Raw genomic sequence first — 19,461 nt, 5'->3', positions numbered from 1 at the left:
TGTTGTTTGCGTTCGGGCGCATCAGCCGTGCATTGGACGCGTGGACGGGATACCCGTCCACCCTACGTCGTGCTCAACCGCGACGGCTTACCGTCCCGCAAACGTGTTCAAATAATCGACGAGGGCCTGTACGCCCTCGATTGGCATCGCGTTGTAGATGGATGCCCGCATGCCGCCGACGGACTTGTGGCCCTTCAGTTGCAACAGCCCGCGCGCTTTCGCGCCGGCCAGGAATTGCTCGTTCAGTGATTCGTCGCGCAGGTAGAACGGGATGTTCATGCGCGAACGATAGGCCGGATCCACGCGGTTGGCGTAGAAATCATCGGCGTCGAGCGCGGCGTACAGCAGGCGCGCTTTTTCGATATTGATGGCTTCCATCGCCGCCACGCCACCGCGCTGCTTGAGCCAAGCAAACACGAGGCCCGCGATATAGATCGCATAGGTGGGCGGCGTGTTGTACAGCGAATCATGCTCGGCGCAGGTCTTCCAGTGGAAGGCCGACGGGCACTGGGGCGAGGCAAAGTCGAGCAGGTCGTCGCGCACGATCACGAGCGTCAGGCCGGCCGGGCCGATGTTCTTTTGCGCGCCGGCGAAGATCACGCCGTACTTGGAGATGTCGATCTGGCGCGACAGGATATGCGAAGACATGTCGGCCACGATCGGCAGACCGGCCGGCACGTCGGGCGCGTCAGGGTATTCGACGCCGTCGATGGTCTCGTTGGTGCAGATGTGCAGGTACGATGCGTCGTCGCTCAGGCGCCAGGTGTCGCGCGGCGGCACGCGGGTGAAGTGTTCAGGCTCGCTTGATGCCGCGATGTTCACGCGTGCAAAGCGCGCTGCTTCCTTGGCCGACTTGCCCGACCAGGTGCCGGTGTGGACAAAATCGATCACCGGGTCAGCCCGGCGCCCGGCCAGGTTGAGGGGCACGATGGCGTTCTGCCCGAGCCCCCCACCCTGCTGGAACAGGATCTTGTAATTGGCCGGGACGTTCAGCAGCTCGCGCAGGTCATCCAGCGCCTGGCGGTGGATGCTGGAAAATTCGGGACCACGGTGGCTCATCTCCATCACCGACATGCCGCTGCCATGCCAGTCGAGCATGTCGTGCGCGGCCTGTTGCAGCACGGTTTTCGGCAGCACGGCGGGGCCGGCCGAGAAATTGAAGATCTGGGTCATGCGGTCCTTTCGTGGAGGGTTATTTGCCTTGCGCGCTCTGCATGACTTCCTGCATCAGGCCATTCAGGCGCGGCGCGACGATGCGCTGGCCGGCGGCCATGCTTTCGGCGGACAGGCGCGGACTCAGGGCCAGCATCTTGCGCCCCAGCGGCGTGCGGTAGAACGCGGTGAGTTCCTTCAGTTCGGCGACCGTGTAGTTCTTGGCGTACAGCGGCGCGATCTCTACCATCATCTCATCGATCAGCGCCGGATCCCGGAGCAGGCGGCCGATGGCTTGCGACGCCGCCGGCAGGACCTGCTCGACCTTGGCCAGTGCGGCCTTCTTTTTCTCGGCATCGGCGCCCGGATCGGCGCTGATCACGGCCGTCATCTGCGCGCGCATCATCTGCGGCAGCGCCTTTTCCATCTCGATGAACGACGCGGTCATCATCTTGCGCACGTCCATTGCGTCGAGCAATTCCTTGACGGCGGCGTTGGCTTGCGGGCTGACGGCGGTGGTAGCCGTCGGCGCCGATGCGGCCTGGGCCATGGCAAACGACGGCGCAGCAGCGAGGGCGGCAACAACGGTCAGGGAACGAAGAAGGTGTTTCATCAGAAGTCCATGCGGGTGGCAGAGCCCAGCGACTTGGGACAATGGCCGGCCTGCCGGGCCGGCCATCCGGAATGGCAGCAGCAGGGACGACAGCTCGCCCCTGCCTGGTACGATATTACTCGGGCGCCGGCTCGAACTCGACTTCTTCGAGGTCGGTTTCGACGATGCGCTGCAGGCCCGACAGCTTGGTGCCGTCTTCGACAGCGATGAGGGTCACGCCCTGCGTCGCGCGGCCCATCTCGCGGATCTCGGACACGCGGGTGCGAATCAGCACGCCGCCCGTCGTGATCAGCATGATCTCGTCGCTTGGCTCGACCAGCGTGGCCGCCACCACCTTGCCGTTACGCTCGGAGGTCTGGATCGCGATCATGCCCTTGGTGCCGCGGCCATGGCGCGTGTACTCCGTGATCGGGGTACGCTTGCCGAAGCCGTTTTCGGTCGCGGTGAGAACAGTTTGCTGCTCGTTCTCGGCTACCAGCAGCGCGATGACTTCCTGGCCTTCTTCGAGGTTCATGCCGCGCACACCGCGCGCCGTACGGCCCATCGGCCGCACGTCGTTCTCGTCGAAGCGCACGGCCTTGCCGGCGTCGGAGAACAGCATCACATCGTGCTTGCCGTCGGTGAGCGCCGCGCCAACGAGCACGTCGCCTTCATCCAGGTCGACCGCGATGATGCCGGCCTTGCGTGGATTGGAGAAGTCGCGCAGCGGCGTCTTCTTGACAGTGCCCAGCGACGTGGACATGAAGACGTAGTGGTCTTCAGGGAAGGTGCGGTTCTCGCCCTGCAGCGGCAGCACGACGGTGATCTTCTCGTTGTCCTGCAGCGGGAACATGTTGACGATCGGCTTACCGCGCGAATTACGCGAGCCTTGCGGCACTTCCCAGACCTTGAGCCAGTACATGCGGCCACGGTTGGAAAAGCACAGGATGTAGTCGTGCGTGTTGGCGATGAAGAGCTGGTCGATCCAGTCGTCTTCTTTCGTTGCCATCGCCTGCTTGCCACGGCCACCGCGCTTTTGCGCGCGGTATTCGGACACTGGCTGCGACTTCATGTAGCCCGAGTGCGACAGCGTCACGACCATGTCCTGCGGCGTGATCAGGTCTTCGGTTTCGAGGTCGCTGGCATTGTGCTCGATGGCAGAACGGCGCGCATCCTTGCCATTGTCGGCGTACTCGGATTTGATCGCCGTCATTTCGTCGACGATGATCGTGGTCACGCGTTCCGGCTTGGACAGGATGTCGAGCAGGTCGGCGATGTGGGTCATCACTTCCTTGTACTCGTTGACGATCTTGTCCTGCTCCAGGCCCGTCAGGCGCTGCAGACGCATCTGCAGAATTTCTTGCGCCTGTTCGTCCGACAGCTTGTACAGGCCATCCGGCTGCATGCCGTAGTGCTTCGGCAGGTGCTCGGGGCGGAAGGCTTCGATGCCGCCGGCCGCGCCGGTTTCGGTGCGGTTGAGCATGTCGCGCACCAGGGACGAATCCCAGGCTTGCTGCATCAGCTCGACCTTGGCAACCGGTGGCGATGGCGCCGCCTTGATGATCGCGATGAAGTCGTCGATATTGGCCAGCGCGACGGCCAGGCCTTCGAGCATGTGGCCGCGGTCGCGCGCCTTGCGCAGTTCGAACACGGTACGGCGCGTGACGACTTCGCGGCGGTGCGACAGGAAGCACTCGAGCATCTGCTTGAGGTTCAGCAGCTTCGGCTGGCCATTGACCAGCGCCACCATGTTCATGCCGAACGTGTCCTGCAGCTGCGTCTGCTTGTACAGGTTGTTCAGCACGACTTCAGGGACTTCGCCGCGCTTGAGCTCGATCACAACGCGCATGCCCGACTTGTCGGACTCGTCGCGGATGTCGGAAATGCCTTCGAGCTTCTTGTCCCGCACGTTTTCGGCGATGCGCTCGAGCAGCGACTTCTTGTTCACCTGGTACGGCAGCTCATCGATGATGATCGCCGTGCGGGCGCCGTCGCGGCCGATTTCTTCGAAGTGGGTCTTGGCGCGCATCACGACGCGGCCCCGACCGGTGCGGTAACCGTCGCGCACGCCCGAGACGCCATAGATGATGCCAGCGGTCGGGAAGTCCGGCGCAGGGATCAGCTCGATCAGCTCGTCAATGGTGCAGTCCGGGTTGTGCAGCACGTGCATCGCGCCGGCAATCACTTCGGACAGGTTATGCGGCGGAATATTGGTGGCCATGCCGACCGCGATGCCCGACGAACCGTTGATCAACAGGTTCGGGATGCGGGTTGGCAGGACGGTCGGCTCTTTCTCTTTGCCGTCGTAGTTCGGCTGGAAGTCGACGGTGTCCTTGTCGATGTCGGCCAGAATTTCGCCGGCAATCTTGTCCAGGCGGCACTCGGTGTAACGCATCGCCGCGGCGCTGTCGCCGTCGATGGAACCGAAGTTGCCCTGTCCATCGACCAGCGTGTAGCGCAGCGAGAAGTCTTGCGCCATGCGCACGAGCGTGTCGTAGATCGACGAGTCGCCATGCGGGTGGAACTTGCCCATCGTGTCGCCGACGACGCGCGCGCACTTCAGGTAAGGCCGGTTCCACACGTTGTTCATTTCGTGCATCGCGTACAGGACGCGGCGGTGCACCGGCTTCAGGCCGTCCCGCACATCCGGCAGTGCGCGGCCCACGATCACGCTCATCGCGTAATCGAGGTAGCTCTTGCGCATCTCTTCTTCGAGGGAAATCGGGACTGTTTCTTTTGCGAATTGATCCATTGGCGGGTCGACTGCTTTCAGGCGAAAGTTATAAGTTACAGCGGGCGATTCTACCACGCGGGACATCCTAGTTGCTCAATTCCGGGCCATGCCTTTTTGGCAGCAAAAAACCGCGGGGGATCACCCAAAAGTTCCAGTATTGTCGTCACCAAGGATGCATACTTGGCTAAATGTTGCGCTTAAACAACGTCAAGCAACAAATGCTCGGTGTTTGATTTGGGTGCAGTCGTACGATTTTGGTGCGTGTGGCAGAATGGCCAGGAAGTCAATTGCTTGTTTCACAATACGAAACGGACAGAGCAGCCAACATGTTATTGTTATGACCACATGGAGACTGTCTGAATCGACACGGAATTTACCGAAAGGAAAAGAATATGAAAAAAATGATCACTGTTCTGTTCGCAGCAACGGCCGCCATCGCGGGCGTCGCTTCTGCCCAAAGCGCCCCACCTTACGCGCCGCTGACCACTGACCTGCAAGCGCGCACCCCATACAGTGCTTATGTGCAGGACAGCCGCGGCGTGATCGCACGCAATCCTTTCGGTCTGTGCTGGCGTACCGGCTACTGGACCCCGGCTGATGCGGTCCCAGGTTGCGACGCGCCACTGTGCGTCGAGCCAGAAAAGCTTGAAAACGGCAAGTGCGTCGCGCCACCAGCGCCAGTCGCCCCTGCACCAGCACCGGCACCGGCCCCTGTTGCAGCCCCAGTGCCAACCTCGGAAAAAGTCAGCTACTCGGCCGACGCATTCTTCGATTTCGACAAGGCGATCCTGAAGCCAGCCGGCAAGGCATCGCTGGATGAGCTGAGCGGCAAGCTGGGCGACATGAACCTGGAAGTCATCATCGCCGTCGGTCACACTGACTCGGTCGGCACCGATGCGTACAACCAGAAACTGTCGATCCGCCGTGCAGAAGCTGTCAAGGCTTACCTGAAGGGCAAGGGCATCGAAGAAACCCGCATCTACACCGAAGGCAAGGGCGAGAGCCAGCCTAAGGCCGACAACGCTACTGCCGAAGGCCGCGCACAGAATCGTCGCGTGGAAATCGAAGTGGTCGGTACCCGCGGCGCCAAGTAATCAGGCCACGCAGGACCCTCAGGGGGCCACAGCGGCCCCGCAAAAACCCCGCCACGGCGGGGTTTTTTCATGCGCGCAGCGACAAATTATCCCCCCTTCGGCGCGGGGGCAACCTTGCCCGCCGGGCAAAGTCGATTTCCGCTATTATTCCAGGCTATGACGACGACAAATTCAGACCCATCAGAAATTCAGAAGTTCAGCGAACTGGCCCACCGCTGGTGGGATCCAACCTCGGAATTCCGGCCGCTGCACGAGATCAATCCCCTGCGCCTCGAGTGGATCAACGCGCGCGTGCCGCTGGCCGGCAAGAACGTGATCGACATCGGTTGCGGCGGCGGTGTGCTGTCCGAGTCGATGGCAAAAAAAGGCGCCAAAGTCACCGGCATCGACTTGTCCGAAAAAGCGCTGAAGGTCGCTGACCTGCACAGCCTGGAATCGGGCGTCGAGGTGCGTTACAAGCACATCGCTGCCGAAGACATGGCGCAAGAAGAGCCCGGCCAGTTCGATGTGGTCACCTGCATGGAAATGCTGGAACACGTGCCCGACCCGGCCTCGATCGTGCGCGCCGCGGCAGCCCTGGTCAAACCTGGCGGCCACCTGTTCTTCTCGACGCTCAACCGCAATCCGAAGTCGTACCTGTTCGCCGTGATCGGCGCCGAGTACATCCTGCGCATGCTGCCACGCGGCACGCACGATTACGGCAAGTTCATCACGCCAGCCGAGCTGTCGCAGTTCGTGCGTCAGGCCGGCCTGCAGGTCGATGGCCTCAAGGGCCTGACCTACAACCCGCTGACCAAGATCTATTCGCTCAACAGCGACACCAGTGTGAACTACATGGTGGCGTGCACCAAACCCCTGTGATCCGATGACCTTCCCTGCTTCGATTCCGGCGCCGCGCGCCGTCCTGTTCGACCTCGATGGCACGCTGGCCGACACCGCGCCCGACCTGGCTGCGGCCGTCAACTGGCTGCGCACCGAACGGGGCCTGGCCGAAACGCCGTACGAGGTGTTGCGTCCCACCGCCTCGGCTGGGGCGCGCGGCATGATCGGTGCCGCCTTTGGCCTGGCGCCGGGCGACGATGGCTACGAAGAGCTGCGCCTGGCCTGGTTCGACCGCTACCAGACAGCCATGTCGACCCATACGACACTGTTCGACGGCATCAACGAACTGCTGACCGGCATCGAGCAAGCCGGCATGGCGTGGGGCATCGTCACCAACAAGCCATCGCGCTTTACCGACCCGCTGGTGCCGCAGATTGCACTGGCGCACGCCGGCTGCATCGTTTCCGGTGACACGACGGCGTTTGCCAAGCCGCACCCGGCGCCGGTGCTCGAAGGCGCGCGCCGGCTCGGCGTTGCACCAGAACAGTGCTGGTATGTCGGTGACGACCTGCGCGATATCGAGGCCGGCAAGGCCGCAGGCATGATCACGGCGGCCTGCGCCTGGGGTTATTGCGGTGCGATTGCGCCGTCGACCTGGGGCGCCGACTATCTGTTCGACACGCCAGATCAATTGCTGGCTGCATTGCGTGAAGCAGCGGACAGCACGTCGCGCGCGGAGCGGGCGGCCTGAACGGGTTCGACTGACTTCCTCACGATGGCGCCCTCTTCCGGGCGCCATTTTTGTTGGCGCAGTCAGCGTTATCTGTTGATGACACTGATAGCAATGCGGAGCAATTGTTCTGGCAACATAACCCGCTCACCGTCCAGCGCCCAGCGCCAGCCCAGATAATTCGGCAAGTAATGCGATGCCACGCCACGAAAGCCCTGAAGCCAGGCCTTGAAGCGCTGGTGATAAGCGTTCACGTTCTGCACGTGGATGGCAAGACTGCCCAGACGCCTCAGCCGCACGCCAGCGCGCACATTGACCGTCTCGTGCGCGATCCTGTGCTTGCGCGCGAAGGCGCGGTAGGCAGCATGGCTGTCACTGACCAGCAACGCCTGCCGGTCCAGCATGGGCAGCAAGTCTCGGGCAAGTTGCGCAGCGGTGAGTGCCCCGCGGCCGGTCACGGCATCGATAGTGCGCCCCTCGCGGTCGCGCGCGACCAGGATACAGTCCAGTTCGCTGGAAATGCCCCGTTTGGCAGCGCGCCCGCCACGACGGCGCGGTGGCCGTTCGAGCGTGCGCGAACCTTTTTGTGACTCGAGCAGAAAAGTTTCGTCAGCCTCGACGATGCCATTCAGGGCCGCGGGCCGGTCGAGCTTGACCCAGTGCAGGAAGCGGTGGCGCCACCGGAATGCGGTGGTGCGGTGCACGCCGACCCGATCTGCGCCCTTGCGTACGGACAGTGAGGCGAGCAGCACCTGCGAGTACGCGAGCCATCTGGCCTTAAGCCTGAGCCGCGCCAGGGGCGTGCCGGTGAGGTCGTTGAAGGTGCGGCCGCAGGCACAGCAGCGGAAGCGCTGCAGGTCGTTGGCGAACCCGTGTCGGTAGCAGCGTTCGTTACCGCATCTGGGGCAGCAGCGACCTGGCGATCTGGCCTCGCTGATGAGTGCGACGACCTGAGCGAGCCCGGCTGCAGGATGCAGGGCATCGAGCACTTGCCGGCGCTGCGGCTGGTTCAACGAAGGCAGTTTTGCGAACCAGCCCTTGAAACGTGGCGCTTTCATGATCGACTCCTGACGCTGGGGACAGGGTTTGGACCACTGGACTGCTCGTCAGTTCAAAGTTAGTCTCTATTTAACGCTAACTGAGCCTTTTTGTTTGTGCCAGCCATGGATGAGGACTTACATCTCTTTACGATTGATACAGGGATGCGTCTAGCTTCGAAGCGGCCCCGCCAGTAATCTACATCCATACGAACAAGCAATAACTTACTGGAGCAGATCATGCAAAACACGACCAACCGCATTCACCCGATGATGGCAGCCGCAGCAGCGTCGGTCATCATCGTCAGCCTGACCGGTGCCGCAGCGATCACTGGTCTGCTGCCTTCGTCCAAGAGCGCGCCCGAGCCAATGCCGCTCGCCGCCACGTCGCCATACAATCTGCAGCAACCTGGCATGCAGCAGCCTGGCCTGCAAGTGCCGAACGGCTACATGGTCCAGAACGGCCAGCTGGTGCCAGTCGCGGCCAACCAGCAGCAACTGGTCCCTGCGATGGTCCCGGCCATGGTGCCCGCCAACCAGCTGGCCTACGCCCAGCCAGTGGCCCAGCAGCAGCAGCCGACCGTGATCATCAAGGAAAAGCCGGTGGTGCGCGTGGTCGAGAAAACCCGCGTGGTGCACGCAGCGCCGAAGCAGGTGCACTACGAACAGCGGCGCTATGCCGAACCAGCGCCAGCGCAGCCTAACTACGTGGGTATCGGTACCGGCGCCGTCATCGGTGGCCTGATCGGTAACCAGATCGGCGGCGGCAACGGCAAGAAGCTGGCCACCGTGGCCGGCGTGATCGGCGGCGGCATGCTCGGCAACGAAATCGCCAACCGCAATCGTTAAGTGAGACTCTCGCCGCAAGCTCTGCAGCTTGCGGCAACTTTAGAGCAAGGCAAGTGAAAACGGCTGTACATCGCCAGCTCATGGAGTACAATAAAGCTTCTCGACACTGGGGGCGACCTGGTTTCGACGTGGGTTGCAAAGCAGCGCAGGGCATACCGAGGACTGGTTACCTCGTAAATACATCCAGAAATCAATAACTGCAAACGATAACTCGTACGCACAAGCAGCTTAATTGCTGCTAGCTCTACAACACCTCGCCTCTGGGGTGAGTCGCAAGACTAGTAGAGTCATTTACAGAGGCTAGGACTCAGCCGGGTTACTTGGTTGTTTCCGAAATTTAAGGTAACTCGCCTGTCCAAAGCGTGCACATCCGCGCTGTACGGGCTAAATTAAATGATAGTGCTAAGTATGTAGAACTGTCTGTAGAGTGCTTGCGGACGCGGGGGATTTCCGGGAATTCGGGGAGCACCGCTCCCCGCCGGAAATCCGCCTTGCGCTTGCAAGCGCAAGGCTCTCCGATTCGCCTGACCAGAGGGAAATCGCCCCGCGATTTCCTGCCCTTCCGCCTCTGCTAAAACGCCGCAGCTTTACATCAGAGCGCGATATCACAGCCAGCCACCCCAAAAACATCCCCACACACACCGCCCCCATGTCTTTCTAGCAAGATCAGCTATGATAGCGCCCCAACGAGCACGTCAGCAGCATCCCGGAAAGCACATGAAGTCCACACCCAGCCCCACCCCGACAACACCACAACGCCAAGAAAACTACCCCACGATCAACCTGCTGAAAGCCATCTCAGCCCAACTGATCGTCCTGCACCACCTGGCCTTCTACGGCCCCATGGCCGACCACACGCGCCAGGCATTCCCCGACCTGATCGACTGGCTCGCCCAGGACGCCCGCATCGCCGTCCAGGTCTTCCTCGTCATCGGCGGCTTCCTTGCCGCAAAGTCGTTATCACCCAAGGCGCTGTCCGGCCCGTCCAACCCGTTGACCACCATCCTGCGCCGCTACACCAAGCTGGCCCCCCCGTTCTTCGTGGCGATCCTGCTCGCCGTTGCCGCGTCGTGGCTGGCAAGCTTCTGGATGACCCACGACGCCATTTCCGCGCCACCCAGCGGCGGGCAATTGCTCGCACACGCATTCCTGCTGCACGACGTACTCGCCTATGACGCGCTGTCAGCCGGCGCCTGGTACGTCGCCATCGATCTCCAGCTGTATGCGATGTTCAGCATCCTGCTCTGGACCTGCAGCCGAGCACAGCCCGTGTCGGCGTACCTGATCCCGACCCTGACCGCAATCGCCGCCGGCGCCTCGCTGCTGTACTTCAACCTGGATACCGACTGGGACGTCTGGGCACCCTACTTTCTCGGCAGTTATGGCCTGGGCGCGCTGGCCTGGTGGGCAAGCGATCCCGCCCGTCGCCCGCGCTCGACTGCCATCCTGCTGCTGCTGATGACCGTACCGGCGCTGCTGTCGCTGACGGTCGATTTCCGCAGTCGCATCGCGCTCGCGCTGCTCATCGCGTGCGTACTGGTCGCGTTCGGCCGCCTGCACACCGCGACAACTGACCGCGGACAATGGCGCATCATCAGCTTCGCCGGGAACATTTCGTTCTCCATCTTCCTGGTGCACTTCCCCGTGTGCCTCGTCGTCAACGCCGCGTTCACCCGCTTCGCACCGCAGGACGTACTCGTGCAAACTGCCGGCGTCATCGTGGCCTGGATCGCCAGCATGGTCGCCGGCGCCCTGTTCCATTACGGCGTCGAGTTACCGATCGGCCGCGCGCTGAGGTGGGCGCCGCGACGCCGCCCGGTGCTGGCCTGATGCTGGCCTGATATTGGCCTGATGCCGGCAACGTGGTGCTAACGCATCCTTAACGCCCGCATCACGCGCACATAACGCACCTTGCCGATTGGCTACTGCTGGGTTACCATAGCGCCGCCCTTGGGGAGTAGCCTGCTTCACTTCAGAAGTTCTCGCATCAACATACTTGACGCTCAACGTCATGGTGCGAAAGCCTTTCGGTTGGCAAGACCATTGGCATGTTTGCGTGACGTTCGGGCCACGCGACATGCCTTTTGTCGTGCCCGATCGGAAAGCTGTCATGTCTCTCGTCGCCATTCTCATCCTCGCCTTCGCCATGTCCACCGACGCCTTTGCCGTCGCTATCGCCATGGGTGCGCGCCGCCATCACGTACGGTTCAAGGATGCATTGAAGGTGGGCCTGCTGTTCGGTGTGATCGAGGGCGTGACGCCACTGGTCGGCTGGGCGCTGGGCAGCATTGCCGCGTCCTACGTCGAGACCTGGGATCACTGGGTCGCCTTTGTCCTGCTGTGCGGACTCGGCGTGCGCATGATCCACGAAGGCTTGTCTCCACCGGAAGATGCAGAAGACTCCAACCGGCCACTGTGGCTGCTGGCATTGACGGGTTTTGCCACGAGCATCGATGCGATGGTCGTCGGCGTGAGCCTGGCCTTTACGGCCACCCACATCGTCTGGCCGGCATTGGCCATTGGCCTGGCGACGCTGACGATGGTGACACTGGGAATGCTGGTCGGCCGCCGCATCGGCGCCCTGGCAGGCAAGCGCGCCGAGATCTTCGGCGGCCTGGTATTGATTGCGGTCGGTTGCGTCACGCTGTGGGAACACTTGCAGTGACGCAGCCCGGCCGCTGACGGCTGACTGATTACGAAGTCGGCCCCGGATCGGTGCCGGCTTCTTGCTGCACCATTAATTGCTTCATGATGGCTTCGTTGAACGCCGGAATATCATCCGGCTTGCGGCTGGTGATCAGCTTGCCATCGACGACCACCTCGTCATCGGTCCATTCGGCGCCGGCATTGACGAGGTCGATCTGCAGCGTCGGCCAGCTGGTCATGTGCTTCGACTCGGCGATGCCGGCGTCGATCAGCGGCCATGGGCCGTGGCAGATCGCGGCAATCGGCTTATCGCCGTCGCCAAATGCCTTGATGAAGGCGATCGATTCCGGGCTCGAACGCAGATTGTCGGGATTGGCCACGCCGCCCGGCAGCAGCAGCAGGTCGAAGTCGTCCGGGTTGGCGTCTTTCACGTTCAGTTCGACCGCGTACTTGTCACCCGGTTCCATGTGATTGAAGCCCTGGATCTGCTCGCCCACCTTCTTTGGCGAGACCAGCACGACCGTCACGCCCTGTGCTTCGAGGAACGCGCGCGGCTTCGTGTATTCGACCTGCTCGACGCCGTCGGTCATCAGGACAGCGACGCGGCGGGCGTCAACGGATTGGGTTGCGGCTGGTTCGAGATGATCTGCCGGCTGCATATTGTCTGGTTGTTGCATGGTGCCTCCTGGTCGATGGTGTGTTAATTCGTTGACATCGATTGTAGGCCGGGCACAGCTTATGTGGCGCGCGCGTGCCATCAGGAATCAAACCTGTTATCAGAGCAGGTAGCACATGTCGTCACGGTCGCATGCCGCACTGCGCGTGCACAGGAAGTCATCCAGCCCCAGCCGCGTGGGACCACCCAGGCGGACGCCGTGGATCGCCGCGCGCTGCAGCACGACCTGCAGCTCGCGAAACGGGATGTCAATTGCAAAGCGCGTCAGCAACGCCGCCAGCGCGCGACTGCCTGCCTGCCCTGGCAGGAACCGCGCGAACGCGCTGGCGTTCAGCGGCCCCAGGCGAATGCGGATGCCGAGCTCGGGCCGCCGCAGCCGCGCCCCCGCCGTGGCACCGGCCCCCAGCACGCAATTACCCTGTGCCAGCCGGGTGCGCTGACCCGGTTCGAGGATGTCCCAGCACCCTGTAAATTGCTCGACGCGCACTGCCACACCAAGGTAGTTCCCGAGCACGCGCGTGATCAAATCGGCACTGACCACCCGGCTGCGCAGGGGCGCGGCAAACCGGGCCAGCGCGGCCGGATCATCGCCACGCCCATCTGCACGTCCCGGTGCCACGCCGGCCAGCGCCAGCAACAGTGGCTCAAAACGGTCACTGCCCGCGTCGAGCGGTTCACGCACGCGGTACTTGCACCAGGCCCGGTAGAACAGCGCCACCTGGCGGCTGGAAAACAGATCAAGAAAGGCGCGCGGCCCGGCGTCGCGGTTGCTCAGTTCCCAGGCAGCGAACCGTTCGGTGTAGTGCAGCGGCAAGGCGCCCATCGTGCCGAGCAGGCCCATCATCGCGGGCGTGACCGTGACTGCCGGCCTGCCCGCGGTGACGGGGTCGATGGCCTCGATCTCGCTGGGCGGAAAGCGCAGACTGACGCTGCTGCGAAAGCGGATCACGCCGCCAAGCGCCTGCTCCGGGGCGATCCCCTGCCGATCCAGCCAGCGCAGCAGCAGGCGCACTGCCTGGAAGAATTCGTAGCGCTGCGGATGCGCCAGCAGGTCGGCAATCACTGGCTACACCAGCGTCAGATCGCCGCTGCGCGGTTCACAGCGCAGCAATTCCCTGCTGCTCTGGCCAGAGACCAGCACGAGCCGCGTGAAACTGTTTACGTGAACATACAGGCCCAGAAAGCGGCTGACCACCTGGGCGAAGACATACAGGCTGCTGCCGGCAAACGCTTCTTCATCCAGTGTCAGGCGCATTTCGGTACCGTGCACGAGCGTGGCGCCATGCCGGTTGCGCAGCCATGCCGTGGCCGGCAACGTGGTCAACGCACGCAGGCCGGCGATCTGGCGCTGCGAACTGCCAGAACGCACCAGGTCGTACAGCGCCAGCGTGTCGCGGAAGGTGTCCAGCTCGGCCAGCGAACGGTGATTCAGCGCCAGCTGGGCCACGAGGCGCCAGCCCGTGCCATCGCGGTTGCCGAAGTGCAGCGGTACCGACGGCTTGCGCAACAGGCGGATGGGCAGCCCGCCGGTCGCTGCTTCACTGGCCAGATCGCCGCCCGGCGCGCCCGAGTCCACCGCGCAGGCCGCCAGGCCGTTGCTGCAGGTCAGGTCGATCGAGGCAATGCTTGTGTCGAGTCCGGCCAGCGCCCGGTCATCGTCGCTGAAGCCGATCTGCATGCGTTGCCGGCGGTCGCCCCCGTCGTCGCTGCGGACGAACCAGTAACGCTGGCCGTCGCCGGCGTCGCCATGGCGCAGGCCGTAACAGGGATGCGCGGCAACGGCGCGCGTCTTGCCGTCGCGCGTCGTCAGCAGTTGCACCGCGTCGATGCTGACCACCTCGACATGGTCTTCGGGCCGGCTCGGGACCACGTCGTACATCGCTGAACGGTGCGTGATGCGCACCGGCGCAGCCGCTTGCCGGAACAGGTTCACGACCGGCGCGCAGCCTGCGATCACATGCTCGCCCGACAGCGCGCGCAGGACGCGGGCCGGGCCTGAATCGACGTGCACGCCGGCCAGCAGCATGTGCAGCGTAAAGCGCCGCGCGCCGGCGGGAAACATCGGCGCCAGCGCCGCCAGGTCGACATCCAGGAAGTGAAACTTGTCGGGGAAGGCAAAGTATTCCGTCAGCAAGCGGTAGGCAGGATGGGCATGCGCCGGTTCCGGCACCAGGGCCTCGTCCGCCTCCAGGCCGCCGAGCGACAGGACGGGACGGTCTAGGCGGCGCCAGCGGTCCTGCCCTTGCGTCTCGACCCAGGTCTCGAGCGTGTGCATGCACAGGCTGTCGATCAGCGCGGCCGTCAGCAGCGCGTCGCCCGCGACATGCAGCCGCAGGCGCGCCAGGCCCAGGCCGGGCAACAGCCGGCACGGCATGGCGCTGTCGAACGTGATGCTGATGCCCGCGCTGGCGCCGGCCGGCAGCCGGATCCGTGGCGGCACATGCGCCACCGGCGAGAACCAGGCGCGCGCCACCGTCACGGGCGCCAGGGTCAGGCTGGCCGTCGTGCGAAAGCGGCATGGCGCGCCGCCCGCCGCCAGCGATGTCATCTCGGTGCCGCGCGGCACCACGTGCACGTGGCCAAGCCCCGCCGGGTGTGCCTGGCGGTCGCGGTCGTCGACGTGCACGATCGCGCAGCTCGGGATGCCGTGCAAAAAGTGCGGATACAGGCTGGCCAGCAGCGCCCCGGTCAGCTCCGGATAATCGTCGTCGAGCTTTTTTGCGGTGCGCGCATTGAGCAGCGCGCAGGCCTGGATCAGGCGGCGGACATGCGGATCCTCGCTGCCTTCGGCCCCCAGGCCAAGCTCGGCGGCCAGGCGCGGATATTGGTGGGAAAACTCGCGGCCGACCGTGTTCAGGTACACCAGCTCGCGCTCGTAGTAAGGCAGCAGTTCGTTCATTGCAGTCTCCTCAGGCTGACTGCTACGGTCGATCAGATCGCGCGCAGGGGCGTTGCGCAGGCGCAGTAACCACGCACCGATCGACCGCAGGCCGTGGTGCGCGGACAGTGCCGCTTTCCCCCGGTCTTGACAATAAGTCAGTAAAATCATGGGTTCCCCAAGCCGAGCCCGCATCATGACCACCTCCGCCACACCGATCCGTACCGAAATCCTTACCCTGTGGCGCCTGTCGTGGCCGGTGCTGGTCGGCCAGCTGGCCACCGTCGGGATGGGCGTGGTCGATGTCGCCATGACCGGGCACGTCAGCGCCGAAGAGCTGGCGGCGGTGTCGCTCGGCACGGCCGTGTGGTCGATCGTGCTGGTGACCGTGATGGGCACGATGATGGCCATTAATACCGTCGTCGCGCACGAAATGGGCGCCGCGCGGCACGACCAGGTGCCCCACTCGGTGCGCCAGGCTATGTGGAAAGGCCTGTTGGTCGGCACCGTCGCGATGCTGTTTGCCAACCTGTGTACGCTGCTGTTCGACCATGTCGGGCTCGATGCCCACGTGGCGGCGCGCGCGTCGCTGGTCGTGCACGTGATCAGCGTCGGCTTGCCGGCGTTTGGCGTCTACCGCGCGCTGTACGGGTACACGACCAGCATCAACCAGACCAAGCCGATCATGTGGATCGCCATTTTCGGCCTGCTGTACAACACGCTGGTGAGCTGGCTGCTCGTGTTTGGCGAGCTGGGCTTTCCACGCCTGGGCGCGGTCGGCTGCGCGATTGCCACCGCCAGCGGCATGTGGCTGATGCTGGGCGTGATGCTGTGGTGGGTGCGGCGCTCGCCCGCCTACCGCATGACCTACCCGTTCGACCGCTTCGAAGGCCCGGATGCCAGGGCCATCGGCAGCATGCTGCGCCTGGGCCTGCCGATCGGCGTGACCTATTTCGCCGAGGTCAGCGCCTTTGGCCTGATCAGCCTGCTGGTGGCGCGTTATGGCGTCGTGCAAGTCTCGGCGCACCAGATCGCGCTCAATTTTGCGTCGCTCGTGTTCATGCTGCCGCTCAGTTTCGCCATTGGCATGCTCACCCGCGTCGGCCAGGCGATGGGCGAAGGCGACCCGGTACGCGCCCGCTTCGTCGGCTGGGTCGGCGTGGGCGTGTCGCTGACGTTCGGCGCGCTGGCGGCGCTGTTCATCGCCATCTTCCGCTGGGAAATCGCAGCCGCTTATACATCCGATCCGGCCGTGCAGCAGGTAACGGCTCACCTGCTGCTGTTCGCGGCGTTGTTCCAGTTGTCGGATGCGACCCAGGTGGCTACCGCGTCGGCCATCCGCGGCTACCAGGTGACGCGCCCGCCGATGGTGATCCAGCTGGTCTCGTTCTGGGGCTTGTCGCTGCCACTCGGCTGCGTGCTGGGTCTCGCGCCGCAATGGTTCCCGTGGACACCCGCGGCGCCGATGGAAGCCACGGGCTTCTGGATCGGCCTCGTGTTCGCATTGACGGTTGCGGCCGTGCTGCTGACCTGGCAGTTCGAGAAGCTGGCGCGCCAGCGCATCCGCGAGGGTGCGGCGAAACCACGGGCATCCTAGTTTTTATGACATGTCATTACAGCGCTGGCAGGCCGACTCTGGTATCGTCTCGCGGTTGCTGTCAATTAAACATCCACCAGAGAAACTATGCGCCCTCTCCTTGTCCTCCTGGCCGCTCTCACGGCCGTTCCTGCCATGGCTGAACGTCTGACCCTCGACCGTATTTATGGCGACGCTTCGCTGGCCGGCGCCAGCGTGCGCAACCTGCGCGTGTCGCCCGACGGTGAACGCGTGACCTTCCTGCGTCCGCGCGCCGACGATCAGTACCGTCTCGACCTGTGGGAATACAACACCAAGAGCAAGGCCACGCAGCGCCTGGTGGACTCGAAGCAGCTGGTGCCGACCGAGACCCTGTCGCTCGAAGAAAAAGCACGCCGCGAGCGCGCCCGCACCGCTGGCCTGTCGGGCATCCTGAATTATTTCTGGTCGCCGGACGGCAAGCAGTTGCTGGTGCCGGTCGGTGGTGACCTGTACCTGGTCGATGCGGCCAAGCCAGAGAACGCCCGCAAGGTCGCCTCAGGCAGCGTGACCGATCCGAAGATTTCGCCGCGCGGGCGCTATGTCTCGTTCGTGCGCAACCAGAACCTGGTCGTGATCGACCTGAAAAGCGGCGCCGAGCGCCAGCTGACCACCGATGGCAAGGGCACCGTGCATAACGGCGCGGCCGAGTTCATCGCGCAGGAAGAAATGAGCCAGACCACCGGCTACTACTGGGCGCCGGACGATTCGGCAATTGCCTACCGCCGCTACGATGAAGCGCCGGTGCCGGTCGTGCGCCGCTTCGAGATCTTCGCCGATCGCACCGAGGTGATCGACCAGCACTACCCTGCCGCGGGCGATCCGAACGTGCTGATCGACCTGATGCTGGTCGACCCGGCCACGGGCGTGCAGCGCAAGATCGACCTGGGCGCGGACAAGGACATCTATCTGGTGCGCGCCGATTTCAGCGCCGATGCGAAGACGCTCGTGTTCCAGCGCCAGACGCGCGACCAGAAGCGGCTGGACCTGGTGGCCGTCGATGTCGGCACGCTCGCCCAGCGCCCGCTGTTCTCGGAAAACTCCAAGACCTGGGTCAGCATTCACAACGACCTGCGCTTCCTGAAAAACCGCAAGGCCTTCATCTGGGCCTCGGAGCGCAGCGGCTACAACCACCTGTATCTGTACGACCTGGACGGCAAGCTGCTGCACCCGATCTCGCGCGGCGCGTGGGGCGTGGACGATGTGCTGGCCGTCGATGAAGGCGCCGGCAAGGTGTATGTGTCGTCGAACCGCGATGCGGTGATCGACAAGCAGACCTATGCGCTGGCGCTGGACGGCAGCAGCGCCGACAAGCCGGCCCGCATCACGCAGGGCGACGGCTGGCACGACGCCGCTTTTGCCGGCAATGGCAAATTGTTCGTCGACACCTATTCGAATCCACGCACGCCACCGCAAGTGTCGATCCGCCGCGCCGATGGTGCGATGGTCGAGTGGATCGAAAAGAACGAGCTCAATGCCAATCACCCGTACACGCGCCACATGGCCGACCACCTGGCCACCGAATACGGCACGATGAAGGCCAACGATGGCCAGACGCTGCACTATTCGATCATCAAGCCAGCCAATTTCGACGCGACCAAACGCTATCCGGTGTTCCTGTTCACCTATGGCGGCCCGCACTCGCAGCGCGTGACCCGCGCCTGGGGCAATTACTTTGACCAGTACATGGCGCAGCAGGGCTTTGTCGTGTTCCGCCTCGATAACCGTGGCTCGGGCCGCCGCGAGCGCGCCTTTACCGACGTGCTGTACAACAACCTGGGCAAGCATGAAGTCGAAGACCAGGTCACCGGCATCGACTGGCTGGCCAAACAGAGCTTTGTCGATCCGAAGCGCATCGGCGTGTTCGGCTGGAGCTATGGCGGTTTCATGACGCTGCGCCTGCTGTCGGCGGCATCGGACAAGATCGCGATGGGCGTGTCGGTGGCGCCGGTGACCGACTGGTCGCTGTATGACACCCACTACACCGAACAGTTCGTCGGCGCGACGCCAAAAAGCGATCCGGAAGCCTACAAACGCAGCGGCGTGTTCGCGCACCTGGATGGCATGAAGTCGCCCCTGCTGCTGGTGCACGGCATGGCCGACGACAATGTGCTGTTCTCGAACACGACGCTTCTGATCGACGAACTGGTCAAGCGCAACGTGCAGTTCGACCTGATGACGTACCCGGGCGCCAAGCACGGCATCTCGGGCCGCACCAGCCAGCGCCACGTGTATGGCCTGATCGAAGCGTACTTCAAGCGCCACCTGGCCGAGACGCCGGCAAAATAAGGCGGCTGCGCCAGACGTAAAAAAGCCGCATCGGAAACGATGCGGCTTTTTCTTTTCCCGGCTGCCTGCCGCGATTCGCGGCTGGCGGGGGAGTCCGTATTATGGACGTGGACGTGGACGGTTTGCGTCGTCAGCTGCGTCTTCGACGGCTTCGCGCACGTCGCCAGCTGCGTGCTGGACCTTGCCTTCAGCCTGGTTTGCCAGACCTTTGGCCTGCTGTTCCTTGCTGTCCACCAGTTTGCCGGCGCCTTCTTGGATTTTGCCGCCAACTTCTTTCAGTTTGCCTTCGACTTGGTCTTTGTTCATGGTGATCTCCTTTGGTTGGCATGGCCGGTTGGCGATGCGAT

General features: G+C 63.6%; 16 protein-coding genes, 1 other RNA gene and 1 riboswitch. Of the genes, 9 read left to right on the top strand and 8 right to left on the bottom strand.

The annotated features are described in order from the left end of the window. Positions 1-87: 87 nt before the first annotated feature. The 3 genes from serC to gyrA all read right to left on the bottom strand — a co-directional run bounded on the left by serC (position 88) and on the right by gyrA (position 4,496). Positions 88-1,173 carry a 3-phosphoserine/phosphohydroxythreonine transaminase gene (gene serC / locus AC56LN_RS16625; RefSeq protein WP_499573362.1) on the bottom strand — a complete coding sequence of 362 codons (1,086 nt, stop codon included), beginning with the start codon at positions 1,171-1,173 and terminating at the stop codon, positions 88-90. A 19-nt stretch (positions 1,174-1,192) separates the two neighbouring features. Beyond that, complete coding sequence (locus AC56LN_RS16620; protein WP_499573360.1) at positions 1,193-1,765, bottom strand: DUF2059 domain-containing protein; 573 nt, start codon at positions 1,763-1,765, stop codon at positions 1,193-1,195. Positions 1,766-1,880: 115 nt separating this feature from the next. Further along, positions 1,881-4,496, bottom strand: a complete 2,616-nt coding sequence (gene gyrA / locus AC56LN_RS16615; RefSeq protein WP_499573359.1) for a DNA gyrase subunit A — start codon at positions 4,494-4,496, stop codon at positions 1,881-1,883. A 374-nt stretch (positions 4,497-4,870) separates the two neighbouring features. Between gyrA and ompA the strand changes: the two genes are divergently transcribed. The 3 genes from ompA to AC56LN_RS16600 all read left to right on the top strand — a co-directional run bounded on the left by ompA (position 4,871) and on the right by AC56LN_RS16600 (position 7,145). Continuing rightward, a complete protein-coding gene (gene ompA / locus AC56LN_RS16610; RefSeq protein ID WP_499573357.1) occupies positions 4,871-5,572 on the top strand; it encodes an outer membrane protein OmpA in 702 nt (233 codons plus the stop codon). 156 nt (positions 5,573-5,728) lie between these two features. Further along, positions 5,729-6,433 carry a bifunctional 2-polyprenyl-6-hydroxyphenol methylase/3-demethylubiquinol 3-O-methyltransferase UbiG gene (gene ubiG / locus AC56LN_RS16605; RefSeq protein WP_482897873.1) on the top strand — a complete coding sequence of 235 codons (705 nt, stop codon included), beginning with the start codon at positions 5,729-5,731 and terminating at the stop codon, positions 6,431-6,433. Between the two features lie 4 nt (positions 6,434-6,437). Continuing rightward, on the top strand, positions 6,438-7,145 hold the full coding sequence (locus AC56LN_RS16600) for an HAD family hydrolase (protein ID WP_499573354.1): 708 nt from the start codon (positions 6,438-6,440) through the stop codon (positions 7,143-7,145). Between the two features lie 68 nt (positions 7,146-7,213). Here the strand turns inward: AC56LN_RS16600 and AC56LN_RS16595 are convergent, their stop codons facing one another. After that, the gene (locus AC56LN_RS16595; protein WP_499573353.1) at positions 7,214-8,182 is read right to left on the bottom strand and encodes an IS1595 family transposase; all 969 of its coding nucleotides are present in this window, start codon (positions 8,180-8,182) and stop codon (positions 7,214-7,216) included. Positions 8,183-8,401: 219 nt separating this feature from the next. Here AC56LN_RS16595 and AC56LN_RS16590 point away from each other — a divergent pair, with 219 nt between their 5' ends. The 4 genes from AC56LN_RS16590 to AC56LN_RS16575 all read left to right on the top strand — a co-directional run bounded on the left by AC56LN_RS16590 (position 8,402) and on the right by AC56LN_RS16575 (position 11,675). Then, complete coding sequence (locus tag AC56LN_RS16590; protein ID WP_499573351.1) at positions 8,402-9,010, top strand: glycine zipper 2TM domain-containing protein; 609 nt, start codon at positions 8,402-8,404, stop codon at positions 9,008-9,010. Positions 9,011-9,118: 108 nt separating this feature from the next. After that, positions 9,119-9,452: a transfer-messenger RNA gene (gene ssrA, locus AC56LN_RS16585) on the top strand. Between the two features lie 275 nt (positions 9,453-9,727). Further along, a complete protein-coding gene (locus tag AC56LN_RS16580) occupies positions 9,728-10,840 on the top strand; it encodes an acyltransferase family protein (RefSeq protein ID WP_499573349.1) in 1,113 nt (370 codons plus the stop codon). A 106-nt stretch (positions 10,841-10,946) separates the two neighbouring features. Next, positions 10,947-11,120: riboswitch (yybP-ykoY riboswitch) on the top strand. Then, positions 11,121-11,675: a manganese efflux pump MntP gene (locus tag AC56LN_RS16575; RefSeq protein WP_482897870.1), complete on the top strand. Its 555-nt coding sequence runs from the start codon at positions 11,121-11,123 to the stop codon at positions 11,673-11,675. A gap of 28 nt (positions 11,676-11,703) precedes the next feature. Here AC56LN_RS16575 and AC56LN_RS16570 read toward each other — a convergent pair whose 3' ends face one another. The 3 genes from AC56LN_RS16570 to tssF all read right to left on the bottom strand — a co-directional run bounded on the left by AC56LN_RS16570 (position 11,704) and on the right by tssF (position 15,231). Next, positions 11,704-12,333 (bottom strand): type 1 glutamine amidotransferase domain-containing protein, encoded by a 630-nt coding sequence (locus tag AC56LN_RS16570; protein WP_499573347.1) that lies wholly within the window; start codon positions 12,331-12,333, stop codon positions 11,704-11,706. A gap of 99 nt (positions 12,334-12,432) precedes the next feature. Beyond that, positions 12,433-13,395, bottom strand: coding sequence for a type VI secretion system baseplate subunit TssG (tssG, locus tag AC56LN_RS16565; protein ID WP_499573345.1), 963 nt, complete (start codon positions 13,393-13,395; stop codon positions 12,433-12,435). A gap of 3 nt (positions 13,396-13,398) precedes the next feature. Further along, a complete protein-coding gene (gene tssF / locus AC56LN_RS16560) occupies positions 13,399-15,231 on the bottom strand; it encodes a type VI secretion system baseplate subunit TssF (protein WP_499573344.1) in 1,833 nt (610 codons plus the stop codon). A gap of 175 nt (positions 15,232-15,406) precedes the next feature. On the opposite strand from tssF, the gene AC56LN_RS16555 reads away from it, so the two are divergent. Further along, the gene (locus AC56LN_RS16555; protein ID WP_499573342.1) at positions 15,407-16,807 is read left to right on the top strand and encodes an MATE family efflux transporter; all 1,401 of its coding nucleotides are present in this window, start codon (positions 15,407-15,409) and stop codon (positions 16,805-16,807) included. 87 nt (positions 16,808-16,894) lie between these two features. Then, positions 16,895-19,114 carry a S9 family peptidase gene (locus AC56LN_RS16550; RefSeq protein ID WP_499573341.1) on the top strand — a complete coding sequence of 740 codons (2,220 nt, stop codon included), beginning with the start codon at positions 16,895-16,897 and terminating at the stop codon, positions 19,112-19,114. Between the two features lie 99 nt (positions 19,115-19,213). Here AC56LN_RS16550 and AC56LN_RS16545 read toward each other — a convergent pair whose 3' ends face one another. After that, complete coding sequence (locus AC56LN_RS16545) at positions 19,214-19,420, bottom strand: CsbD family protein (protein ID WP_332530718.1); 207 nt, start codon at positions 19,418-19,420, stop codon at positions 19,214-19,216. Positions 19,421-19,461: the final 41 nt, after the last annotated feature.

This window comes from Telluria sp. ZT3P26, assembly GCF_059686035.1.
This window is presented reverse-complemented; position numbering and strand designations above follow the sequence as displayed.